Origin of the sequence: Polaribacter sp. (assembly GCF_049276715.1) — a bacterium.
Lineage (GTDB): Bacteria > Bacteroidota > Bacteroidia > Flavobacteriales > Flavobacteriaceae > Polaribacter.
The window spans coordinates 71,853-94,127 of record NZ_JBASWY010000016.1 but is presented as its reverse complement, the minus strand read 5'-3'; the positions used below and the strand labels follow the sequence as shown (position 1 = coordinate 94,127).

Genomic DNA, 22,275 nt, shown 5'->3' with positions numbered 1-22,275 from the left:
CTTAAGAATACACTTTTAATTGTAAATTAATAACGCTTCTTTTTAGGAGCTCCAGTTCTTCGGCTACCAGAGGCATTTGCGGGTTTATTGCCTTTAAAATGAGGCTTCCCTTTTGGTTTGTTTTCATTGGATGAACCTGAATTTCCTCCTTTTTTCTTTTTCCCAAAAGAACCTTTACTTTGTGTTGCAGCCCTTTTTGGTGGTGCAGTATCTATAGGCTCAAAGCCTTCTATAATAGAGGTTTCTAATCGCTCTTTAAGTATTTTTTCAATTTCACTTTGGTATTCTGTTTCCTCACTACAAACTAAAGAAATAGCCTCGCCTTCAGCTCCTGCTCTCCCTGTTCTTCCTATTCTATGTACATAATCTTCAGGTACATTTGGTAGTTCGTAATTAATTACATGTGGCAATAAAGGAATGTCTAAACCACGAGCAGCAATGTCTGTGGCAACTAAAACTTTAATAGAATTCTCTTTAAAGTTTTGTAGGGCTTTTGTTCTTGCTCCCTGACTTTTGTTCCCATGAATAGCTGCAGCAGAAATTTTAGCTTTTACTAAGTTCTGAGTTAATTTATTGGCACCATGTTTTGTTCTTGTAAAAATTAAAACTTGGTCTATATTATTGTCTTTAATCAATTTAATAGTAAACTCGGTTTTTCTTTTTTTATCAATTTTATATACTTTATGGCTAACTTTCTGTGCAGTTGCATTTTGTGGCGCAGTTTCAACTTCAACAGGATTGTTTAATATACCACTAGCCAACTTCTTTATATCATCAGAAAAAGTTGCAGAAAACATCAAATTTTGACGTTTTGTAGGCATAAAACTGATGAGTTTGTTCAAATCTCTAGCAAAACCCATGTCTAACATTCTGTCTGCTTCATCTAAAATTAACACATCAATTCGTTTAAAAGAAACCGCTTTTTGATCGTGTAAATCTAACAATCTTCCAGGTGTTGCCACTAAAATGTCTACACCTCTTCTTAACGTGGCGATTTGTGAAGCAGGTTTTACACCTCCAAAAATAACTGCAGACTTTATATCTACATACTTACTATATTCTCTTACATTTTCATAAACTTGAGCTGCCAATTCTCTTGTTGGAGTTAGAACTAATGCACGTAAAGGTCTGTATTTTTCATGTTTAGTTTCTACTAAATATTGCAAAACAGGCAAAGTAAACCCTGCTGTTTTTCCTGTTCCTGTTTGGGCAGATGCTAATACATCTTTTCCTTGTAAAATATGTGGAATTGCTTTTTGTTGTATTGGAGATGGAGTTGTGTATCCTTTTTCTTCTACTGCTTTTATAAAGGCATCAGATAGGCCTAAAGATTTAAATGTCATATATAATTTTTAAGAAACACGCTCTTTATGTTGCTTCTAAATAGTAGTGCAAATGTAGGTTGATTCTTTCTTTAAAATAGAGTATTCATAAATTATATAGAGAACTGGGATAGTTAAAATAAAAAAAGATGCTTTTAAGCATCTTTTTGTTTTATTCTGGGTTGGAGATTATTATCTTCTTCTTGAACGAGTGCCTCTTAAAACACCTACTAAAAAAAGAATTACAATTGCACCAGTAGCACCAACTATGATGTCTTCTAACCAATATGGACTTACATTTATTTTTAAACCTAATTGTCCATAAAGCCAATCTCCTACAAAACTACCTGCAATACCAATAATAATATTAACTAATAAGCCAAAACCATTGTCTCTCATTAGAACATCTGCAATGTAACCACAAATAGCTCCAATAATTATTGTGTATAAAAATCCCATCTTTTAAAATTTAATTGATTAATTACAGCAATTTAAAAAAAAATAACCACAAATACCAAAAGAAGTCTTTAAAAACCAATATTTTAGTAAAAATTATTAAAAAAATCAATCTTAACTGTAATTAATATTTACCAAATATCATGAAAAAAGTATTTTTCCTCAGCTTCATTTTTTTTACATCAATAGTATTCAGTCAACAAAAGTCAACAAATGCTCCGATTATTCAGAAAGCTTTAATTGATAAAGAAAAACGAGCTAAAAATTCTCTTGTAAAAAATATCAACTTTACAAATATTGGCCCAACAGTTATGAGTGGTAGAGTTGCAGATGTTGATGTAAATCCAAGCAATCCAATAGAATTTTATGTGGGTTATGCTTCTGGAGGTTTATGGTACACAAACAATAATGGAACAACTTTTACACCTGTTTTAGACAATTCTCCAACCCAGAATATTGGTGATATTGCTGTAGATTGGAACTCTGGAACGATTTGGGTTGGTACAGGCGAAAAAAATTCTTCACGTTCAAGTTATGCAGGAATTGGATTGCTAAAATCTACAGACAAGGGCAAAACTTGGCAGAATGTTGGGTTGTTAGATTCGCATCATGTGAGTAGAATTGTCCTCAATCCAAAAAATTCAGATGAGCTTATTGTGGGTGTTATTGGACATTTATATTCATCAAATTTAGAAAGAGGAATTTTTAAAACTACAGATGGAGGAAAAACATGGAACAAAACACTTTTTATTGATGAAAACACAGGAATTATTGATGTAGACTTTGCTCCAGAAAATTTTAATGTAATGTATGCAGCTTCTTGGGAAAGAGAGCGTAAAGCTTGGGATTTTGATGGCGATGGTTCTAATTCTACGATTTACAAAAGCACAGATGCTGGAACTTCTTGGACAAAGATTTCTGATAAAAGCGGATTTCCAACTGGAGATGGAGTTGGTAGAATTGGCTTAGCTGTTTTTAACGAAAATAAAGTGTATGCTTTGCATGATAGCCAATTTAGAAGACCAAAGAATGCAAAAGAAAAATCATCAAATGAATTGATAAAAGATGATTTTAAAACAATGTCCACTGAAGAATTTTTAAAATTAGAGGATAAAAAATTAAACTCGTATTTAAAAAATAACGGTTTTCAAGAAAAATACAGAGCTCAAAATGTAAAACAAATGGTAAGAGTTGGTACTGTAAAACCAATGGATTTAGCCAGTTATTTAGAGGATGCAAACGCCATGCTTTTTGATACAGAAGTAATTGGGGCAGAGGTTTTTAAAACTGAAAATGGAGGTAAATCGTGGAATAAAACACACGATAATTTTTTAGAAGATGTGTACAGTTCTTATGGGTATTATTTTGGAGAAATTAGAGTCGATTTACAAGATGAAAACGGAATTTACGTTTTAGGAGTTCCTATTATAAAATCGAAAGATGGAGGAAAAACTTTTACATCAATTAGTGCAGAAAATGTGCATTCAGATCATCAAGCTTTGTGGGTAAATCCAAAAAAATCTGGACACATTTTAAATGGAAATGATGGTGGCTTAAACCTTTCTTATGATGATGGTGAAAATTGGATAAAATTAAACGATCCTGCAGTTGGGCAATTTTATTCGGTTTATGCAGACAATCAAGAAAATTATAAAGTGTATGGTGGTTTGCAAGATAATGGAGTTTGGGTAGCAGACAACAATACAAGGATTGATAAAAGTTGGCAACAATCGGGTCAAAATCCATATGAGTCCATTATGGGTGGAGATGGAATGCAAGTTCAGGTAGATGATAGAAATCCAAAAATTGTTTACACTGGTTATCAATTTGGAAATTATTTTAGAATAAATAGAGAAACAGGCAAAAACGAATACATTCAGCCAAAGCACACTTTAGGCGAAAACCCTTATCGATTTAATTGGCAAACCCCAATTTTGTTATCAAAACACAATCAAGACATTTTATATTTAGGAAGCAATAAATTACACAGATCTTTAAATAAAGGAGATGATTGGGAAACCATTTCAGACGATTTAACTACTGGAGGTAAAAAAGGAAATGTTGCTTATGGAACGTTAACCACAATTTCTGAAAGCCCTTTTCAATTCGGATTAATTTATGTAGGTTCAGATGATGGATACATAAATTTAACAAAAAATGGAGGAGGAAGTTGGATACGTATTTCTGATAATTTACCACAAAATTTATGGGTTTCTAGAGTCATTGCATCATCACATAAAAAAGAACGTGTTTTTGCTACTTTAAATGGATACAGATTTGATGATTTTACGCCTTATGTATATATGTCTGATGATTATGGACAGACTTGGAAAAACTTAGGAGAATCTATTCCAACAGCTGCAGTAAATGTAATTAAAGAAGATCCAGAAAACGAGAATCTGTTGTATTTAGGGACAGATAATGGCTTGTATGTTTCATTTAACAAAGGGAATTCTTGGGAGATTTTTACCAAAAACCTACCCAATGTTGCAGTCCACGATTTGGTAATTCAGCCAACTGCAAAACACTTAATTGTAGGAACACATGGACGCAGTTTGTATAAAGCAGCCATTGCTCCACTTCAAAAAATGACAGACGAGGTTTTATCAAAATCAACACATATTTTTGCTATTGATAATATTAGAGAGAATAGAAATTGGGGACGTTCTAGAAGTCAATGGAGAGACGTTTACGAACCAGAAATTTCAATACCTTTTTATGCAAATAGTAATAAAAAAGTAATTTTAGATATTTATCAAGGAGATATAAAAGTAAACTCTATTTCTGTGGATGCTGATAAAGGTTTCAATGAATTTAATTTTGATTTATCTTTATCTAAAAACGGTTTAAAAGATTTCCAGAAAGCAAACAAAGATTTAGAAATCACCAAAGCAGAAAACGATGTTTATTACTTGCCAAAAGGAAAATACGTTGTTAAAATTGGTGATGCCAAAAGCGAGTTTGAGATAAAATAAAATCAACAAAAGCCCTTCGTATTATAAAACGAAGGGCTTTTATATTGAATAGAAAATGAAAAAATTACGAATGCTATTATTCTTGATGTTATCAATTACGATGCATTCTCAATCCGATTTCAAAAACTTTTTCGAACTTTCTAGCCCCAAAAGAAGTTGGGTTTTATTTCATCCTTTTAAGGCAAAAAAAGCATTTAGAATTTCACAAGAAGTAAATAGAATTTCAGATTCTATTAAAAACACAAATTTGTTAGATGGTGATGGTTCTGGAGGTCAAGTCGACGCTTTTAGACATGCTTTTTGGATGGCGCGTTTGCGTCAGGAAATTGGAAAATCTGCTGCACGTTCTTTAGGAAAAGCCCATGAAAAAGAAAATTATCTAACCTTTAAAAAAAATCAGTTAGAAGATGGTCTTGTGCCAGATAAAATATCTACTGATATGGATTTGTACAATAACGAAGAGGGTTTAAAATTAATTAAGAAAAGTAGTGAAATTTTAAAGAAAGGGCTGATTTATAGAGTTATAAATGCTATAAAATCTGGTAAAATGAAAATCATCAAAAAAGACAAAAAAGGCAATTTTTTAACTTGTGATGGTAAAATCATTTCTATAGAATCTTTAAAAAGAAAATGGGAAAATAATAAATGTTTGATTGATTCTAACAACTAATTTTTAAACATTTATTAATCGTTTAACCAAACTATTTAAATTTATTCTAAATACAAACGAAAACGTTGTAATTTCTTTGCTTTCAGAATTCTTTAGACGTATTTTTGTATCCAAAATTATAATTAAATTAACAATGAGCGGATTTTTCAAATCTTCAATTGGAAGAAAAGTAGCCATGGCTCTTTCTGCATTCTTTCTAATGTTCTTCCTTTTACAGCATTTATCAATAAATATTTTATCGGTTTTTAGCCCAGAACTTTTTAATGAAGTTTCTCATTTTATGGGTACAAATCCTGTGGTACAATTTGCATTGCAACCTGTTTTAATTTTTGCGGTTGTTTTTCACTTTGTAATGGGTTTTATTTTAGAGTTAAAAAATACCAGAGCAAGGAATATTTCGTACGCTAAAAATAATGGTGCTGCAAACTCATCTTGGATGAGCAGAAACATGGTTTATAGTGGAATTGCAATTTTAGCATTTATTGTTTTGCATTTTATAGATTTTTGGTTTCCAGAAATTAACACCAAATTTATAAAAGGCGATTGGTCTGGTTTAATGGAAGGTGTTGAAGGATTTAGATATCATGAAGAATTGGTACATAAATTTGTTAATCCTTTAAGAGTTGGTGCTTACGTTGTTGCATTTGTGTTTTTAGGCTTGCATTTAGCGCACGGATTTACATCAGCATTTCAATCTGTTGGAGCAGCTTCTTTAAGAAAAAAATTAGACAAAATAGGTAAAGCATATGCAATTATAGTTCCTGCAGGATTTATTTTTATTGCTTTATATCATCACTTAAACCATTAATAGAGAACATTATGGCTTTAGATTCAAAAATACCACAAGGTCCATTAAAAGATAAATGGACAGATTATAAAAACCACATTAACTTGGTAAACCCTGCAAACAAACGACACATTGATGTTATTGTTGTTGGTACAGGTTTGGCAGGTGGCTCTGCTGCTGCAACCTTAGCAGAATTAGGTTACAATGTAAAAGCATTTGCTTATCAAGATTCACCTAGAAGAGCGCATTCAATTGCTGCTCAAGGTGGAATAAATGCTGCAAAAAATTATCAAGGAGATGGAGATTCTACCTACAGATTATTTTATGATACTGTAAAAGGTGGAGATTATAGATCTCGTGAAGCAAACGTATATAGATTAGCAGAAGTTTCTGCAAATATCATCGATCAATGTGTAGCACAAGGTGTCCCTTTTGCACGTGATTATGGAGGTTTATTAGATAACCGATCTTTTGGTGGGGTTTTAGTTTCTAGAACTTTTTATGCAAAAGGGCAAACAGGTCAACAATTATTATTAGGTGCATATTCTGCTATGAACAGGCAAATTGCGCGTGGTAAAATAGAAATGTTTAACAGACACGAAATGTTAGACTTAGTTATTGTTGATGGTAAAGCAAGAGGAATTATTGCACGTAACTTGGTTACAGGAGAAATAGAAAGACATGCTGCACATGCAGTAGTAATTGCTTCTGGGGGTTATGGAAACGTGTATTTCTTATCTACCAATGCAATGGGTTCTAACGTAACAGCAGCTTGGAAAATTCATAAAAAAGGAGCGTTTTTTGCAAATCCTTGTTTTACTCAAATTCATCCAACTTGTATTCCACGTTCAGGAGATTATCAATCAAAATTAACCTTAATGTCAGAATCATTAAGAAATGATGGTCGAATTTGGGTGCCAAAAAGTTTAGAAGACGCAAAATTAATTCGTGAAAGAAAGAAAAAACCAACAGAATTAAAAGAAGAGGAAAGAGACTACTTTTTAGAAAGACGTTATCCAGCTTTTGGTAATTTAGTGCCAAGAGATGTGGCTTCTAGAGCTGCAAAAGAACGTTGTGATGAAGGCTTTGGTGTAAATGCAACAGGCGAAGCTGTGTATTTAGATTTTGCAGCCTCATTTGTGCGTTATGGAACAGAGCAGGCTAAAATTCATAACTTAATAAATCCATCAAAAGAAAAAATTATAGAATTAGGTCAAGAAATTGTAAAAGCAAAATATGGAAACTTATTTCAGATGTATGAAAAAATCATCGACGAAAATCCATACGAAACGCCTATGATGATTTATCCAGCTGTGCATTATACCATGGGTGGTGTTTGGGTTGATTATAACTTAATGACTACCATTCCAGGTTGTTATGCAATTGGTGAAGCAAACTTTTCAGAACATGGAGCAAACAGATTAGGTGCTTCTGCTTTAATGCAAGGTTTAGCAGATGGTTATTTTGTGTTGCCATATACAATTGGCGATTATTTATCTGATGATATTAGAACAGGAAAAATACCAACAGATACACCTGAGTTTGATGAAGCAGAAAAAGCTGTAAAAGCGAGTATTGATTTCTTTATAAACAATAAAGGAACACATTCTGTAGATTATTACCACAAAAAATTAGGAAAAATTATGTGGGATAAATGCGGAATGTCTAGAAACGAAGCAGGTTTAAAAGAAGCCATTCAAGAAATTTCTGATTTAAGAAAAGATTTTTGGAAAAATGTTTCGGTTCCTGGAACAGAAAATGAATTTAATGAAGAATTGGCAAAAGCTGGTAGAGTTGCAGATTTCTTAGAATTAGGAGAATTGTTTGCAAAAGATGCTTTAGAAAGAGAAGAATCTGCTGGAGGACATTTTAGAGAAGAATACCAAACAGAAGAAGGAGAAGCTAAAAGAATGAAAGAATTCCAGTTTGTTTCTGCTTGGGAATATAAAGGAGAGCCAAAAGATGCTGTTTTACACAAAGAACCTTTGGTGTATGAGAACATAGAAGTTAAAGAAAGATCTTATAAATAATTATATGAAAAAACTAATCGTATTATGCTTACTCTCAGTAAGTTTATTTAGTTTCGGACAAAGTATTCAGAAGCCTAAAAAAGGAAAAGCATTAGTCTATTTTATTAGAAGCAATGCAATAGGAAGTGCTTTAAATTTCAGAGTTTATGACAAGGATATTTTTTTAGGTGCTTTGCCTAATAGAACCTATTTTGCTTACGAATGTAATCCTGGAAAGCATTTATTTTGGGCAGCTTCTGAGAATAGAGATTATGTTGAAGCAGAATTAAAAGCAGGTAAAGTTTATGTGATAGACCTTAGGGCTAAAATAGGATTACTTATTGCTGCTGTTGGTTTAGACCCATATTCTCCAGATAACAAAACGCATTTAAAAAGGTTTAAAAAAGCTTTAGACAAACATACAAGTGCAAATGTTGTAACATCCAGTAAAAGTAAAGAAAAAGAAGAAAATATTACCAAAGCCCTCAGTGCTTATGATGATATAAAAGATAAATCGAATAGTAAAATAAAAATATTATCATCAAACATGAATTTTGATTTTTAAATCAATTCTTTTTTGATAATCTAATCATAAAATTATGAATCTTACACTTAAAATTTGGAGACAGAAAGACGCTAAATCTAAGGGTCAAATGGTCGATTACAAAGTGACTGAAATTTCAGAACATATGTCTTTTTTAGAAATGATGGATGTTTTAAACGAGCAGTTGGTAAACGCAGGTGAACAACCTGTAGCTTTCGATCACGATTGTAGAGAAGGTATTTGTGGTATGTGCTCTATGTATATTAATGGGGAAGCACATGGTCCAGACAGACGTGTTACAACTTGTCAATTACACATGCGTATGTTTAAAGATGGAGATACCATTACTATTGAGCCTTGGAGAGCAGCAGCTTTTCCTGTAATAAAAGACTTGGTTGTAGATAGATCTGCTTTTGATAGAATACAACATGCAGGAGGTTATATTTCTGTAAATACATCTGGGAATACACAAGATGCAAACTCAATTCCAATTTCTAAACACGCAGCAGATACAGCAATGGATGCTGCCACTTGTATTGGTTGTGGAGCTTGTGTAGCAACTTGTAAAAATAGTTCTGCAATGTTATTTGTTGGCGCAAAAGTATCTCAATATGCATTATTGCCTCAAGGACAAGTAGAAGCTGCAGACAGAGTTCGAAACATGGTAGCTCAAATGGATTTAGAAGGTTTTGGAAACTGTACAAATACAGGAGCTTGTGAAGTGGAATGCCCAAAAGGAATTTCTTTAGATACCATTGCAAGAATGAATAGAGAGTTGATGAAAGCATCGATCTAAATTCTTAATAAAATATATAAAATTATAAGCCTGATATTTTATCAGGCTTTATTTTTTTATAACTCTAAATTTTCAATCACAAAATTACCAATACTTATTCCTTGAGTTAACCCATTTTTCACAGCAGAGTTGTAATGAATTCCGCCATAAATTCTGCTAATAGCAGCTTCTTTTGCTGCATTTCTAAAAGAGGTAAAACTTCTTACAGGCAATCCATAAGGGATTTCTGTGGTGTCATCAAAAGCAAAATTATCACCAAAAATATTGGTTAAAACTTCGGATGCTGCACCAGAAACTACAGAATGTCCACTTGTATATTCAGGAAATGGAGGTGTTTGTAATAATGGATACCAATTTTCATCTAAATAAGCATTAATTAAAGTTTCTGGTCTTATTAGGTTACTTCTGTATTTTTCGTCCCAACAACTTATAAAAGCATCTGCTATGGCAATCGATGTTTTGGTATATGCAAAAACGGTTTTATCAAAATCTGCATTCGATTTTTGAGTCGCTATTTTACAAATTCCAATCCAATGTGCACCAGGTGTAATTTTTTTTGATGCAAACATAAAGTGCCCTTTATTTACTGCAACAAATGGGTTACAATCCCAGAATTGTGCAATTGCAACTTCTTCAGAATCGTTTCCTTTTTTTATAATTTCGTTGGTTAAATTGTATAAATCCATTAATTCCGTATGAAAAGCAGTTCCTTTTTTCATTGAAAATTTTGGAGGTGGAATGGGTTTAAATTGGCTTGCAGAATCTAACACAAAAGTTCTAATTTTATTCCAATTTGGCTCAATACCTTTCATGTAAGCAGGTGGTGTTGGTTGCCATCTAGAAGAGTCTTTAGAGTACACATTAAACTCTGCCATAGTTCTGGTTTCCTTGTAATTATCTTTTTGCATCCATGCTAAAATGTTCTTAGAAACAGACAAACCATACGCTTTCGCTTTTGTAAATTGGTTGTCGTTTTTAGAAGACCAATTTTTATATAAACTATCTCTAAAAACTTCTATTTTTTCTTTTGAAAAAACCAATTCTTTGGCAACATCTAAATAAGCAATTAAGGCTGCTAGATTTTTATCTGTTGTAGTTTCTAATTTTAGATTTTCAATGGGTTTTAATCCATTTAATTGATTTTCTAAAGATTTATATTTTCCGTTTTCTGCATTTAAAACTTGGTAAGCAGCAATATTTGGGTACGCATAAATTCTACTTGCAACTGGAGGAGAAAAAATATCATGAATCATTACTTCAGTTAATTGATCAACCATATTATGATAATCTTCTGAAGTTATTTTAATAAGTTCTTGCTCACAAGAAATGAACAAAAAAAAGGAAATTATAGCTGTAATTCGAATAGAAAATTTCATTGTTATTTTTTAAATGAATATGTTTTTAAACTATCATTATTTGTAAAAACAAGCAATAGATTTTTGTGTTTCATTTTTAAAATGGCAGTTTTTTTTATTTGGTTATTCATAGGTTCTATACCAAAATTATAAACAGGTTTTACATCATTTATAGATTTTAAAAAATAACCTTTTAAAGAAGTATACCCTCCATGATAGGTGTTAACTTTTAAAGAATTACCTGTAATTAACAATTGTTTTTGTTGATTAATTTCTATTTCTGTAAAATTAGTAATAGGTGCAAGTTGTAGTTTTGCGTTAAAAGGAATAAAGATTTTAAAGCTACCATTCTCGTTTTTTAAATAGCCAGAAGAAAGTGTTTCAATACTGCTTTTTTTAGCTTTTTTTAGAACATCTTCACCAAAAATATTTTCGATAGGTTGCATCGCAAAATCGGCATGGTTTACAAACTTTTTACTAATAAAATTCATTTGTGATGCCAACTCGTCTTTTGTATTTAAAGGATAATAATGATTGCCAATTTTGTATGCAATTAAACTCTCATTTTTTCCATTAGAATCAAAATCTGCAGCGTACAACAAAATAGGATTTTGGATGTATTTTGTAAATCGATTGTTTTCTCCCCAATTTCCAAGCACAATGTCCAAATCTCCATCCAAATCTACATCAAAAGCAGAAATAGCTTGCCATAAACCATTCATGTTTTTTGGCAGTTCTTGTAAGGTTAATTTTCCGTTTTTGTTGATGTAAATTTTAGGAGCATCCCATTCTGTAGCAACTAATAGATCTTTTTCATCATCATTGTTTACGTCAATCCAAATAGCCTGAGTTACTCTTGAGTTTAATTTAAAGGCTTCATTTAATGTAAAATTACCTTTTCCATCGTTATTTAAAATGGCAGAACTTATAGAACTTCCAAAGTTATCTGCATTCGATAAATTGCCAATAAAAATATCTTCATCACCATCATTATCATAATCTGAAACAGCAACACAAGAGGTGTTTAAAGGGTTGTAAATGGTTTTGTTTTTAGAAGGCTCAAAAACACCATTAATATTGATGTAAATTCGATCGAATTCAAAATTTTTCTTTCGTTCAGAATTTATTCCAGAGGTTACATACAAATCTAAATCACCATCATTATCTGCATCAAAAAACGTAGCATCATTATCTTCAAAAGGGGTGCTATTTTCTAGATAAATCTGTTTTGATTTTTGGAACGAAACACCATTATTTAAGTAAATTTCTGAAGCTTTACCAGAAGCTGCTCCAATAAAAACATCATCAAACCCATTTTTATCAATATCGCCAATGGCAACTGCAGGACCAAGTGTAGAGGTTTTATACGGAATTAAACGTTCGTTAAAAAAATCGTTATAAATGTCTTCTTCGTGCAAAAAGGAAAGAATATTTTCTTTCTTAAAAATAGATTCTTTTCCAGAATTTTGAGAAAAATTTATAGGTTTGGAATTTTGATCAAAAGAAATTTTTACCAATTTATTTACAGCTGGATTTTCTATTTTCTGACTTGTAAGATTTGGCCAAATAACCACAATAGAATCAATTTTAGAAATCGTATCTAAACCAAAATGAACTTTTGCTTCTGTAGATGATAAAAAACCTCTCGATTTAAAAATTTGTTTGGTTTGCTTTTTACCATCAGCATATAAAAACACTTTAGCTCCAATGGCTTCTCTATTTCTATCTTTATAAATCAGTTGAACGGAACTATAATTTTTGCTAGAATTTGTCGTGTTTTCAAAAATACCAGCTTCTTCATTTACATTATTAGTAACCAAATCTAAATCGCCATCTAAATCTAAATCTACATACAAAGCACCATTAGAAAGTGAGGGTGTGTTTTCGATCCAATCTCCAGTTTTTTCTATAAATTTTAAGGAGTTTCCTTGAAATATCTGATTTGGTACAGCACCTTTTGGCATTTCGTTAATCGATTTGAAAAGCCATTTTAAACCATCTTTATTTCCGTACTTTTTAAAAGTACTAGACACATATTTTTTAAAATCGAGACCATTAGGTCTTCTTAAAATTCCGTTAGAAATAAATAAATCTTGATTTCCATCATTATTAAAATCAGCAAAAAGAGGAGACCAACTCCAGTCTGTATCTGCAACTCCATTAAAAAGTGCAGTTTCGTTATAGTAAGTTCCTTGCTCACTTATTTGCAACATATTTCTAGAATACTGATCTTTGTAACCTAAGTTTTTTAGATTTGCTTGCATGTTTAACATTGCATCATCACCTTCTGTTTCTTTCAATGCGCGTTCATCATTAGGCAACATATCTAAGGTTATTAAATCTTGATAACCATCCGCATTTATATCAGCAGCATCACTTCCCATAGAAAAACGACTGATGGTAGAAAATGAGTTTGCTAATGTTTCTGTAAAAGTTCCGTTTTTATTATTGATGTAATAATAATCATCCTCATGAAAATCGTTGCAAACATAAATATCATCCCAACCATCGTTGTTAAAATCTGCAATAGAGGCACTTAATCCATAGCCATTTACACCTCCAAAAATATTGGCAGAAGCACTAACATCTGTAAATTTATTGTTGTTGTTTTGCAATAACACATCACCAGTTAAAGGCACTCTATTGTTTCTTTGAGATGCTTTTCCATGAGAGATACTCGTGTGCACAGCATGGTTTACAATGTATACATCTAAATCACCATCTTTATCGTAATCGAAAAAGTAAGATTGAGTGGAATATCCTTTAAAATCTAAACCATATTCTTTCGCTTTTTCTGTAAAAGTGCCATCTCCATTATTGATGAACAATTCATTATGTCCTTTAAAATCAAGTAATTCAGAAACTGCACAAACGTAAATATCTAACAAACCATCGTTGTTAATATCTACCATGGTTGTACCTGTATTCCAGCTAGAAGCACCACCGACGTTTGCTTTTTCGGTTACATCTTCAAATTTTAAATTGCCTTTATTTATGTATAGTTTATTTTGATTTTGGTTGGATGTAAAATATAAATCTGGTAAGCCATCATTGTTAATATCACCTGCAGAAACGCCTCCACCGTTATAAAAATAGATGTAATTAATAATGCTATGCTCTGTATCTTCTAATAAGTTATTTTGAAAATTGATGTTTGTTTTAGAGCTTGCTAATTTATTTAGTAGATGGTTTTGAGGCGCAATTTCTTGCTCTTTTTTACAACTAATAAAAAAAAGAAAAAAAGAAAAAAAGACTCCAAAGAGGTATTTTTTAGACATTGGTATTTTACAAACTATTAGTAAATACAAAGGTATAAAATTGCATTAACATAATTTTAACAGGTAAGTAATTTCTACTTTCGCCCAAAGTCTGCTGGAATTTCTCCCCAAGCTTTGGTTTCCCATTTTAAAATTGGGTTTTTAAAGGTATTTTCTCTTAACCAATTTTCTGCTCTTTTAATCAATTCTAATAACTCTATGTTAGCATCATCAAAAATTAAATTGGTTTTACATTTTTTTTGACGAATCCAGCTCATTGCAATTTTAGAATCGGAGTAAATAGGAATATTTTCCTTGTTTTTACTTTTTAAAAGTGCAATTCCATGCACCAATGCTAAAAATTCGCCAACATTATTGGTGCCTTTTAAGTAAGGTCCTTTTTTAAAAATTTCTTTTTTATTATGTGTAAAAACGCCTCTGTATTCCATTTTTCCTGGATTTCCTGAGCAAGCTGCATCCACAGAAATACTCTCTAAAATTGGGTTACCAAACTTCTTTTTTTCTAAAGCTGATAATACTGGTTTTGCTGTATTTTTACCTTTATAATCATCGTATTTTTTAGAAAAAGCAATTTCAGCTTCATTTAAGTTTGAAAAAGATTTGTATTCTGCACCTTCAAAACCATCAACCTGTCTTTTTACAACGTTCCAAGAAGTAAAAACGCCGGTTTTTCTGCCTTTCCAAACTACATAAAACTTTTTTTTACTCATTTATTTTTATAATTACATCTTCAATTATTCTAGGAAAATAGTGTTGTTCTAAAATATGAATTTTTTCAGCGATTGTTTCTGGAGTATCAACAACACTTAAAGCCGTTTTTGCTTGGAATATAATTGCGCCTTCATCGTAATTTTCATTTACATAATGAATGGTAATGCCTGTTTCTTTTTCATTATTAGCTTTTACAGCCTTATGAATATGGATTCCATACATGCCTTTCCCACCATATTTTGGTAAAAGAGCTGGATGAATATTCATAATTTTTTTTGGAAAAGCATCAATAAGTTTTGAGGGAACTTTCCATAAAAAACCAGCCAAAATAATATAATCTGCTTTCTCTTTTAAAAGGCTAATTACTTTATCTGATTCATAAAAATCAAATTTAGTAAAGTGTAAACAATTAACATTTAATGCTTTACATCTATCAAACACTTTGGCACGTTCGTTGTTACAAAGCACTTGAGTAACTTTAGCAGTTTTAATGTGATTAAAAAACTTTATAATGTTCTCTGCATTCGTTCCAGAACCAGAGGCAAAAACAACAATTCGTTTCATATTTACTTAACTAGAGTACAAAAAAAAGAATAATAATTAACAAATTGAATGATTTTATTTAGGAGATTAATTTTTTTTAATTACCTTTAATTATGATTATTTCGAGCAAAAATTAGTTTTAATTGCTAAGATTCGTATTTTTGCCCCGATTTTAAATTTTAAAAACAGAAAAATTATGTCAGACATTGCATCAAGAGTAAAAGCTATTATCGTAGATAAATTAGGAGTAGACGATAATGAAGTAACACCAGAAGCTAGCTTCACAAACGATTTAGGAGCAGATTCTTTAGATACTGTTGAATTAATTATGGAATTCGAAAAAGAATTTGATATTCAAATTCCAGACGATCAAGCAGAGAACATCGGAACTGTTGGTCAAGCAGTTAGCTATATAGAAGAAGCAAAAAAGTAATATTTATATGCAGTTAAAACGAGTAGTAGTCACTGGACTTGGAGCATTAACACCAATAGGAAACACTATTGATGAGTATTGGAATGCTTTAATTAACGGAGTTAGTGGGGCAGCACCAATTACTTACTTTGATGCTTCCAAGTTCAAAACTCGTTTTGCATGTGAATTAAAAAATTTTAACGCTACCGATTTTATTGATAGAAAAGAGGCGCGTAAAATGGATAGATTTACACAATATGCTATGGTTGCTTCAGATGAGGCAATTGCAGATTCGAAATTAGATCTAGACAAAATTAACAAATTGCGTGTTGGCGTAATTTGGGGTGCAGGAATTGGAGGTTTAGAAACTTTTCAGAACGAAATGTTAGATTTTGCTGCTGGAGATGGAACCCCAAGATTAAACCCTTTCTTTATTCCAAAAATGATTGCAGATATTGCTCCAGGAAATATTTCCATTAAAAATGGTTTTATGGGGCCAAATTATACTACAGTATCTGCTTGTGCATCCTCTGCAAACGCTATGATCGATGCTTTAAATTACATAAGACTAGGACATTGTGATGTTATTGTAACTGGTGGCTCAGAAGCTGCAATTGCTATTGCTGGTGTTGGAGGTTTTAATGCAATGCATGCATTATCTACTAGAAACGAAACTCCAGAAACAGCTTCAAGACCTTTCGATGCTGAAAGAGATGGTTTTGTTTTAGGCGAAGGTGCAGGTGCTATTATTTTAGAAGAATATGAGCACGCAAAAGCAAGAGGAGCAAAAATATATGCAGAAGTTATTGGAGGAGGAATGTCTTCTGATGCTTATCATATGACAGCTCCACATCCAGAAGGGTTAGGGGTTATTGCTGTGATGAGGAATTGTTTGGAAAACGCAGGCATAAATCCAGAAGATGTAGATCATATTAATACACATGGTACTTCCACTCCACTTGGAGATGTTGCAGAATTAAAAGCTATATCAGAGGTTTTTGGTAAGCATGCAAAAAACATTAACATAAACTCTACAAAATCTATGACTGGGCATTTATTGGGTGCTGCTGGTGCTATTGAATCGATTGCTTCTATTTTAGCAATTGAACATGGCATTGTGCCACCAACAATAAACCACTCTGTTGTTGATGATAACATTAATCCAGAATTAAATCTTACGCTAAATAAAGCTCAAAAACGGGTTATAAAAGTAGCCATGAGCAATACATTTGGTTTTGGAGGTCATAATGCATGTGTTGCCTTTAAGAAATTAGAGGAATAATAGCTATATGAATTTTATTCGTAAAATAGTTAAGTCTCAATCACAAGAAGACAAACAATTACAAAGCGAACTAAAAAAACTTCTAAATTTTTCACCAAGAAAAATTGATAAATATAAAAAAGCATTTACTCATAGATCTTTACAAAAATTAGATACAGATGGAAATCCTATAAACTATGAAAGATTAGAGTTTTTAGGAGATTCTATATTAGGTTCTGTAATTGCTGCGTATTTATACAAAGAAGTTCCAACAGGTTCTGAAGGCTATCTTACACAAATGAGGTCTAAAATTGTAAGTAGAGAGCATTTAAATGAATTAGGAAAAGATTTAAACTTAATACGTTTTATTGAAAGTAAGGTAGACCAAGCAACTATTGGAGATAATATACATGGAAATATTTTTGAAGCTTTAGTTGGAGCCATTTATTTAGATAAAGGGTACAATACATGTCAAAAATTTATTTATGAAAATGTAATAGTACCTTATGTTGATATAGAAAAACTAGAAGGAAAAATAACTAGTTATAAAGGATTAATTATAGAATGGTGCCAAAAGCAAAAGAAAAAATACAGATTTGATACTTACGAAGATTCAGGAAATGAGACTATTAAACATTTTAGTGTAAAAGTCAGTATCGATGGCATTCAGATTGCAAAAGGGAGAGCCACCTCTAAAAAGAAAGCAGAAGAATTAGCTTCTAAAAGAGTGTACTTCGCTTTCCAAAGTGAGATATCTGCAGGTTAACTACGACAACGTTTTCGTTAATATTCTACCAAAACTCATAAACTATTAGTAATTTAGCACTTAATAGATGAATTAAAAACTAAACATTACTTATGCAAATTCATTCATTAGGTTTGGAAGATTTTTCTGAAGAAGAGTATTCTTTAATTGGTATACATACTGCTTTAGAAGATTTTAAATTAGCCTATTTTTTGAATAAATATTTAAATATTAGTTTCTCTAAATCTAGAAAAGATTTGAATTTTGAAAAAGAAGAAAAAAAAACGTCTTTTTCTATCTATAGTTATTCAAGTAAAAAGTACGATTTTGATTGGTTTCTAATTGCTAATAGTTCAAAAAGAGAAAATCAAACAGAATCCAATGAACTTTTACTTACATCAGAAACAAAATCCTATTTAATTCCAGAAAAAAAGAAAGTAGATTTTTTTATTAAAATTTCTGGAGACGCAGAATATAACTTTGTTATAAATACAGTAGATAATATAAAAAAAATTGATCAAGTAATTACTTCTTATTTGATTGATAAAAACTCATTAAAGTCGAAAGACTTTTTAATATTTTAAAAAATATGCCAAATAATAATAAAACAAAAATAGTTGCAACTCTGGGACCTGCAACAGATACTAAAGAAGTTTTAACGGAATTAGCAAGACATGGAGTTAATGTCTTTAGAATTAATTTTTCTCATGCAGATTACGAAGATGTAAAGAGAAAAATAAAATTGATTAGAGAAATTAATAAAGAAAATGGTTATAATGTAGCTATTCTTGGAGATTTACAAGGTCCAAAATTACGTGTGGGAGTTATGGAAGATGGTGTTGTATTAGAAAACGGAGCCACTTTTACATTTACCACAGAAAAATGCATTGGTACTAAAGAAAAAGCTTATATGACGTATCAACGTTTTCCAAAAGATGTAAAACCTGGAGAACGAATTATGGTAGATGATGGTAAACTTTTATTCCATGTTATATCTACAAATAAGAAAGATGAAGTTGTAGTTAAAGTAATAGATGGGGGTCCGTTAAAATCTAAGAAAGGAGTAAACCTACCAAATACAGCAATCTCTTTACCAGCTTTAACCAAAAAAGATATGGAAGATGCTATTTTTGCAATCGAACAACAAGTAGATTGGATTGCATTATCTTTCGTAAGAACTCCCGAAGATTTAAGAATGTTGCGCGATTTAATTGCACAACACTCAGATTATAGAATACCAGTAATTGCCAAAATAGAAAAACCAGAAGCAGTTGCAAATATCGATGCATTAATTCCTTATTGTGATGGATTAATGGTTGCTCGTGGAGATTTAGGAGTAGAAATACCAATGCAAGACGTTCCTTTAATTCAGAAAAAATTAGTTCGAAGAGCAAAAAGAGCAAGAATACCTGTAATTATTGCTACTCAAATGATGGAAACAATGATCGATAATCCTGTACCAACAAGAGCAGAGGTTAATGATGTTGCCAATTCTATTATGGATGGTGCAGATGCAGTAATGCTTTCTGGAGAAACTTCTGTAGGAAAACATCCTATTAAAGTAATTCAGAAAATGTCTGAAATTATTAAAGCCGTTGAAAACTCTAGAATGATTAAAGTTCCACAAGAACCACCACATATTAGAACCAATAGATTTGTTACAAAATCTATTTGTTATCATGCAGCTTTAATGGCAAACGATACAGATGCAGCTGCAATATGTACCTTAACAAATAGTGGTTATACTGCGTTTCAAATATCTTCTTGGAGACCAAGAACACATGTTTTAGCATTTTCTACAGATAAGAGAATCTTGGGGAAATTAAATTTATTGTGGGGAGTTAGAGCATTTTTTTATGATAAAAATCTGTCTACAGATGACACTGTAGTAGATATTAATAACATAGCTAAAGAAAAAGGTTTTGTAAAACCTGGAGATATAATTATAAATCTTGCTTCTATGCCAGCAGAGGCTAGAGGAATGGTAAATACACTTCGAGTTTCTGAAATTGAGTAAAAAGCATATGTATATATTTAAAAAAAGCGTTCTAAAATTTTAGAACGCTTTTTTTATTGTAAATATCTGGTGATTATATTTTTAATTTTTTGCTAACAATAATTGCATCATTAGTCACAAAAGGCATTGGCATCATTTCTTCTGATCTTGGTATGATGGAAAAATTAGAGTTCGTTAACAGATCATAAGATATTTCATTTAATGAAATATCTAAAGATACATCTTTATCAACTGTAAAAGAGATTGTAACTTCTTTATCTGAATTTGCTAAATGATAAATTAAAAAAGTGCCGCTCTTTACTTGGTAATTTTTACCATTATTTACTAAAGCATCATTTACTTTAAACTGCTGAAGTATAAGTTTATTTTTAGTGATAAATTCCAATTTGTTTATTTTTCTATTAGGAGTTATTTTCAATTCTAAAAAACGATTATCACCAATAATTGTATCCATTTCTAAAAGTATTTCTGATGATGAAATATTTTTAAAATCGGTTTTTTTATGATATTTGAAACGAGTGTTGTATTTGCTTTTTGTTTCGGCATTTTGAATACTTCCTTTTGTGGAAGTTTCATCAAAAACTTGTTTTGTATAGGTATCAAGGGTGTTGTTGTAGGTGCCAAAATAAGCAGTTTTATCATCAGAATTTTGAATGTAAACAATGCTGTTTGGTTTTTTATTATCTATAGAAAATCCGCTTGAATAACCTGCATATCCAAACAAAATAATAGCTAAAATTCCCGTAATTTTTAAGATCCAACTAGGTTTCTTTTGATGAAATGTGAGCACCATCAACCCAAATATTAATGCAAGTAAAACACCACTAATTGCCAACATGTTTAGCCCTAAACCAACAGGAAATAATTTAATTAAGGGCGCAAAAATATAGATTATGGGTATTGATATAGTAGTAAATAGTATTCGTTTAAAATGAGTTTTGAGATTTAGAAAAATGGAAATTGCCAAAATAAGCAATGCACAATAAACAGGAATTATTAAAAAACTGGCACCTTTAAAGTCTCCAAGAATTAAAAAATTAATGAGCAACCAAATACATATTGGTGCAATTAATAAATCTGCTGTTTTTTCTTGCTTCGAAAAATATTTGTAAACTTTTAATAGAATCCAGAGATTCAAAAATGCGAATGCAAAAATATAAGTATAACCATTATAGGTAAAACCATGCAACATGTCTGTGTATTGTGGGTGAATTATTAGCAATAATTTCCATAAATAATAAGAAATGCCACCACATAAAACCACAGAAATTAAAAACGGAATAAAACTTTTGTAAGCACCTTTTATGGTAATTTTATTCAAGGAAAATCCGAAGAAAAGTAAAATTAGAAAAAGAATGAATGCTGCAATTACCAGAGGTAAAACCAAAGAAAAAGAGTAGGTTAGCATTTTTATAAAAGGAAAATTCACGTACACAAAATCTTCATCAGAATTCAAATTTTCTAAATCTGAATTCGCAAAATAGTTTAAAGTAGTTGTTAAATAATCTGCTTGATGCAAAAGCGTTTCTTTGTCTAAACGTTCGTAAGAATCTTGTGCTGTGTGATAATCGAAATGATCTCCAATAAAGGCAAAATTGAACCCATTTATATTCGCATCTTGCCTAAAAACAGTTAAATCTGTATCATTTGGTAGTTTTTTATAGATGCTATACATTAAAGAATTGGCTGCAGGATAATTGGGTTTTGCAGCTAAAAACTCAGATAATAACTTGCTATTTTTTCCATTGGTTTCCATTAACATGTAACTTGGGCCTCCACTTCCTCTAGCTTCGAAATTTAGAATTAAACCCACATCTTTTGCCCAAGAATGTGCATCAACAAAAGCTTGTGCACCTAATAAGCCCAATTCTTCTGCGTCTGAAATTAGAATAATAATATCATTTTTCGGAGTTTCGTTCTTTGCTAAAAAAGCTCTAACACCCTCTAAAATTGTTACCACTCCAGAACCAGCATCACTAGCACCTAAAGACGAATGTGGGTTAGAATCGTAATGAGTTAGAAGCATGAGTGCCTTTCCATTTTCTGAACCCTTTAAACGCGCTAAAATATTTTCGGGAGTAGTTGCTGCAAACCATTTTTTATTAACAGCAGTTTGGGTTTGTATTTCAGTCTTAAAACCTAATTTATTTAGTTCATTTACTATATAGTTTTGCACCTTTTTATGTTCTTCAGAACCAACATAATGCGCTTTTTCACTAATATTTTTTAAGTGAAATAATGTATTATCAATCGAAAAATCGGTTTTTAAAGTAGATTTTTCTTGTGGTAAAGAAGGTTTTAAATCAGAAAAACTCCAATAGATAACGCCTAAAATTATGAGTATAGATAAAGCAGTGGAAAATCTTTTCATTTGATATAAAAGTTTTTATAAAA

General features: G+C 31.3%; 18 protein-coding genes. 11 read left to right on the top strand and 7 right to left on the bottom strand.

Annotation, left to right across the window (positions count from 1 at the left end):
• Positions 1-26: 26 nt before the first annotated feature.
• Both WAO74_RS04475 and WAO74_RS04470 read right to left on the bottom strand, forming a co-directional pair.
• Positions 27-1,343, bottom strand: coding sequence for a DEAD/DEAH box helicase (locus tag WAO74_RS04475; RefSeq protein ID WP_422159970.1), 1,317 nt, complete (start codon positions 1,341-1,343; stop codon positions 27-29).
• A gap of 171 nt (positions 1,344-1,514) precedes the next feature.
• The gene (locus WAO74_RS04470; protein WP_422159969.1) at positions 1,515-1,781 is read right to left on the bottom strand and encodes a GlsB/YeaQ/YmgE family stress response membrane protein; all 267 of its coding nucleotides are present in this window, start codon (positions 1,779-1,781) and stop codon (positions 1,515-1,517) included.
• 140 nt (positions 1,782-1,921) lie between these two features.
• On the opposite strand from WAO74_RS04470, the gene WAO74_RS04465 reads away from it, so the two are divergent.
• The 6 genes from WAO74_RS04465 to WAO74_RS04440 all read left to right on the top strand — a co-directional run bounded on the left by WAO74_RS04465 (position 1,922) and on the right by WAO74_RS04440 (position 9,559).
• The gene (locus tag WAO74_RS04465) at positions 1,922-4,753 is read left to right on the top strand and encodes a WD40/YVTN/BNR-like repeat-containing protein (protein WP_422159968.1); all 2,832 of its coding nucleotides are present in this window, start codon (positions 1,922-1,924) and stop codon (positions 4,751-4,753) included.
• Positions 4,754-4,808: 55 nt separating this feature from the next.
• The gene (locus tag WAO74_RS04460; protein WP_422159967.1) at positions 4,809-5,423 is read left to right on the top strand and encodes a DUF6973 domain-containing protein; all 615 of its coding nucleotides are present in this window, start codon (positions 4,809-4,811) and stop codon (positions 5,421-5,423) included.
• 133 nt (positions 5,424-5,556) lie between these two features.
• Positions 5,557-6,231 (top strand): succinate dehydrogenase cytochrome b subunit, encoded by a 675-nt coding sequence (locus tag WAO74_RS04455; RefSeq protein ID WP_422159966.1) that lies wholly within the window; start codon positions 5,557-5,559, stop codon positions 6,229-6,231.
• An 11-nt stretch (positions 6,232-6,242) separates the two neighbouring features.
• Positions 6,243-8,240 (top strand): fumarate reductase/succinate dehydrogenase flavoprotein subunit, encoded by a 1,998-nt coding sequence (locus WAO74_RS04450; protein ID WP_422159965.1) that lies wholly within the window; start codon positions 6,243-6,245, stop codon positions 8,238-8,240.
• A gap of 4 nt (positions 8,241-8,244) precedes the next feature.
• Positions 8,245-8,784 carry a hypothetical protein gene (locus WAO74_RS04445; RefSeq protein ID WP_422159964.1) on the top strand — a complete coding sequence of 180 codons (540 nt, stop codon included), beginning with the start codon at positions 8,245-8,247 and terminating at the stop codon, positions 8,782-8,784.
• 34 nt (positions 8,785-8,818) lie between these two features.
• The gene (locus WAO74_RS04440; protein ID WP_422159963.1) at positions 8,819-9,559 is read left to right on the top strand and encodes a succinate dehydrogenase/fumarate reductase iron-sulfur subunit; all 741 of its coding nucleotides are present in this window, start codon (positions 8,819-8,821) and stop codon (positions 9,557-9,559) included.
• Between the two features lie 56 nt (positions 9,560-9,615).
• On the opposite strand, the gene WAO74_RS04435 is transcribed toward WAO74_RS04440, so the two are convergent.
• From WAO74_RS04435 to WAO74_RS04420, 4 genes are all read right to left on the bottom strand, one after another.
• On the bottom strand, positions 9,616-10,935 hold the full coding sequence (locus tag WAO74_RS04435; protein WP_422159962.1) for a vanadium-dependent haloperoxidase: 1,320 nt from the start codon (positions 10,933-10,935) through the stop codon (positions 9,616-9,618).
• A 2-nt stretch (positions 10,936-10,937) separates the two neighbouring features.
• Positions 10,938-14,192, bottom strand: coding sequence for a VCBS repeat-containing protein (locus WAO74_RS04430; RefSeq protein ID WP_422159961.1), 3,255 nt, complete (start codon positions 14,190-14,192; stop codon positions 10,938-10,940).
• Between the two features lie 74 nt (positions 14,193-14,266).
• A complete protein-coding gene (locus tag WAO74_RS04425; protein WP_422159960.1) occupies positions 14,267-14,902 on the bottom strand; it encodes a viroplasmin family protein in 636 nt (211 codons plus the stop codon).
• Positions 14,895-15,467 (bottom strand): phosphoribosylglycinamide formyltransferase, encoded by a 573-nt coding sequence (locus tag WAO74_RS04420; RefSeq protein ID WP_422159959.1) that lies wholly within the window; start codon positions 15,465-15,467, stop codon positions 14,895-14,897. Before WAO74_RS04420 ends, WAO74_RS04425 begins: the two co-directional genes overlap by 8 nt.
• A gap of 175 nt (positions 15,468-15,642) precedes the next feature.
• Here WAO74_RS04420 and WAO74_RS04415 point away from each other — a divergent pair, with 175 nt between their 5' ends.
• From WAO74_RS04415 to pyk, 5 genes are all read left to right on the top strand, one after another.
• A complete protein-coding gene (locus WAO74_RS04415; protein ID WP_422159958.1) occupies positions 15,643-15,879 on the top strand; it encodes an acyl carrier protein in 237 nt (78 codons plus the stop codon).
• Positions 15,880-15,886: 7 nt separating this feature from the next.
• Entirely contained in the window at positions 15,887-17,140 is a 1,254-nt protein-coding gene (fabF, locus tag WAO74_RS04410; RefSeq protein WP_422159957.1) for a beta-ketoacyl-ACP synthase II, read from the top strand.
• 7 nt (positions 17,141-17,147) lie between these two features.
• Positions 17,148-17,885, top strand: a complete 738-nt coding sequence (gene rnc / locus WAO74_RS04405; protein ID WP_422159956.1) for a ribonuclease III — start codon at positions 17,148-17,150, stop codon at positions 17,883-17,885.
• A gap of 92 nt (positions 17,886-17,977) precedes the next feature.
• A complete protein-coding gene (locus WAO74_RS04400) occupies positions 17,978-18,448 on the top strand; it encodes an IPExxxVDY family protein (protein WP_422159955.1) in 471 nt (156 codons plus the stop codon).
• 5 nt (positions 18,449-18,453) lie between these two features.
• On the top strand, positions 18,454-19,881 hold the full coding sequence (gene pyk / locus WAO74_RS04395; protein ID WP_422159954.1) for a pyruvate kinase: 1,428 nt from the start codon (positions 18,454-18,456) through the stop codon (positions 19,879-19,881).
• 73 nt (positions 19,882-19,954) lie between these two features.
• Here pyk and WAO74_RS04390 read toward each other — a convergent pair whose 3' ends face one another.
• A complete protein-coding gene (locus WAO74_RS04390) occupies positions 19,955-22,252 on the bottom strand; it encodes a M28 family peptidase (protein WP_422159953.1) in 2,298 nt (765 codons plus the stop codon).
• Positions 22,253-22,275 lie beyond the last annotated feature (23 nt).

Excerpts from the sequence above, each read along its gene's own strand:
- WAO74_RS04475 (WP_422159970.1), bottom strand. The coding sequence starts at position 1,343 with ATGACATTTAAATCTTTAGGCCTATCTGATGCCTTTATAAAAGCAGTA.
- WAO74_RS04470 (WP_422159969.1), bottom strand. The coding sequence starts at position 1,781 with ATGGGATTTTTATACACAATAATTATTGGAGCTATTTGTGGTTACATT.
- WAO74_RS04465 (WP_422159968.1), top strand. The coding sequence starts at position 1,922 with ATGAAAAAAGTATTTTTCCTCAGCTTCATTTTTTTTACATCAATAGTA.
- WAO74_RS04460 (WP_422159967.1), top strand. The coding sequence starts at position 4,809 with ATGAAAAAATTACGAATGCTATTATTCTTGATGTTATCAATTACGATG.
- WAO74_RS04455 (WP_422159966.1), top strand. The coding sequence starts at position 5,557 with ATGAGCGGATTTTTCAAATCTTCAATTGGAAGAAAAGTAGCCATGGCT.
- WAO74_RS04450 (WP_422159965.1), top strand. The coding sequence starts at position 6,243 with ATGGCTTTAGATTCAAAAATACCACAAGGTCCATTAAAAGATAAATGG.
- WAO74_RS04445 (WP_422159964.1), top strand. The coding sequence starts at position 8,245 with ATGAAAAAACTAATCGTATTATGCTTACTCTCAGTAAGTTTATTTAGT.
- WAO74_RS04440 (WP_422159963.1), top strand. The coding sequence starts at position 8,819 with ATGAATCTTACACTTAAAATTTGGAGACAGAAAGACGCTAAATCTAAG.
- WAO74_RS04435 (WP_422159962.1), bottom strand. The coding sequence starts at position 10,935 with ATGAAATTTTCTATTCGAATTACAGCTATAATTTCCTTTTTTTTGTTC.
- WAO74_RS04430 (WP_422159961.1), bottom strand. The coding sequence starts at position 14,192 with ATGTCTAAAAAATACCTCTTTGGAGTCTTTTTTTCTTTTTTTCTTTTT.
- WAO74_RS04425 (WP_422159960.1), bottom strand. The coding sequence starts at position 14,902 with ATGAGTAAAAAAAAGTTTTATGTAGTTTGGAAAGGCAGAAAAACCGGC.
- WAO74_RS04420 (WP_422159959.1), bottom strand. The coding sequence starts at position 15,467 with ATGAAACGAATTGTTGTTTTTGCCTCTGGTTCTGGAACGAATGCAGAG.
- WAO74_RS04415 (WP_422159958.1), top strand. The coding sequence starts at position 15,643 with ATGTCAGACATTGCATCAAGAGTAAAAGCTATTATCGTAGATAAATTA.
- fabF (WP_422159957.1), top strand. The coding sequence starts at position 15,887 with ATGCAGTTAAAACGAGTAGTAGTCACTGGACTTGGAGCATTAACACCA.
- rnc (WP_422159956.1), top strand. The coding sequence starts at position 17,148 with ATGAATTTTATTCGTAAAATAGTTAAGTCTCAATCACAAGAAGACAAA.
- WAO74_RS04400 (WP_422159955.1), top strand. The coding sequence starts at position 17,978 with ATGCAAATTCATTCATTAGGTTTGGAAGATTTTTCTGAAGAAGAGTAT.
- pyk (WP_422159954.1), top strand. The coding sequence starts at position 18,454 with ATGCCAAATAATAATAAAACAAAAATAGTTGCAACTCTGGGACCTGCA.
- WAO74_RS04390 (WP_422159953.1), bottom strand. The coding sequence starts at position 22,252 with ATGAAAAGATTTTCCACTGCTTTATCTATACTCATAATTTTAGGCGTT.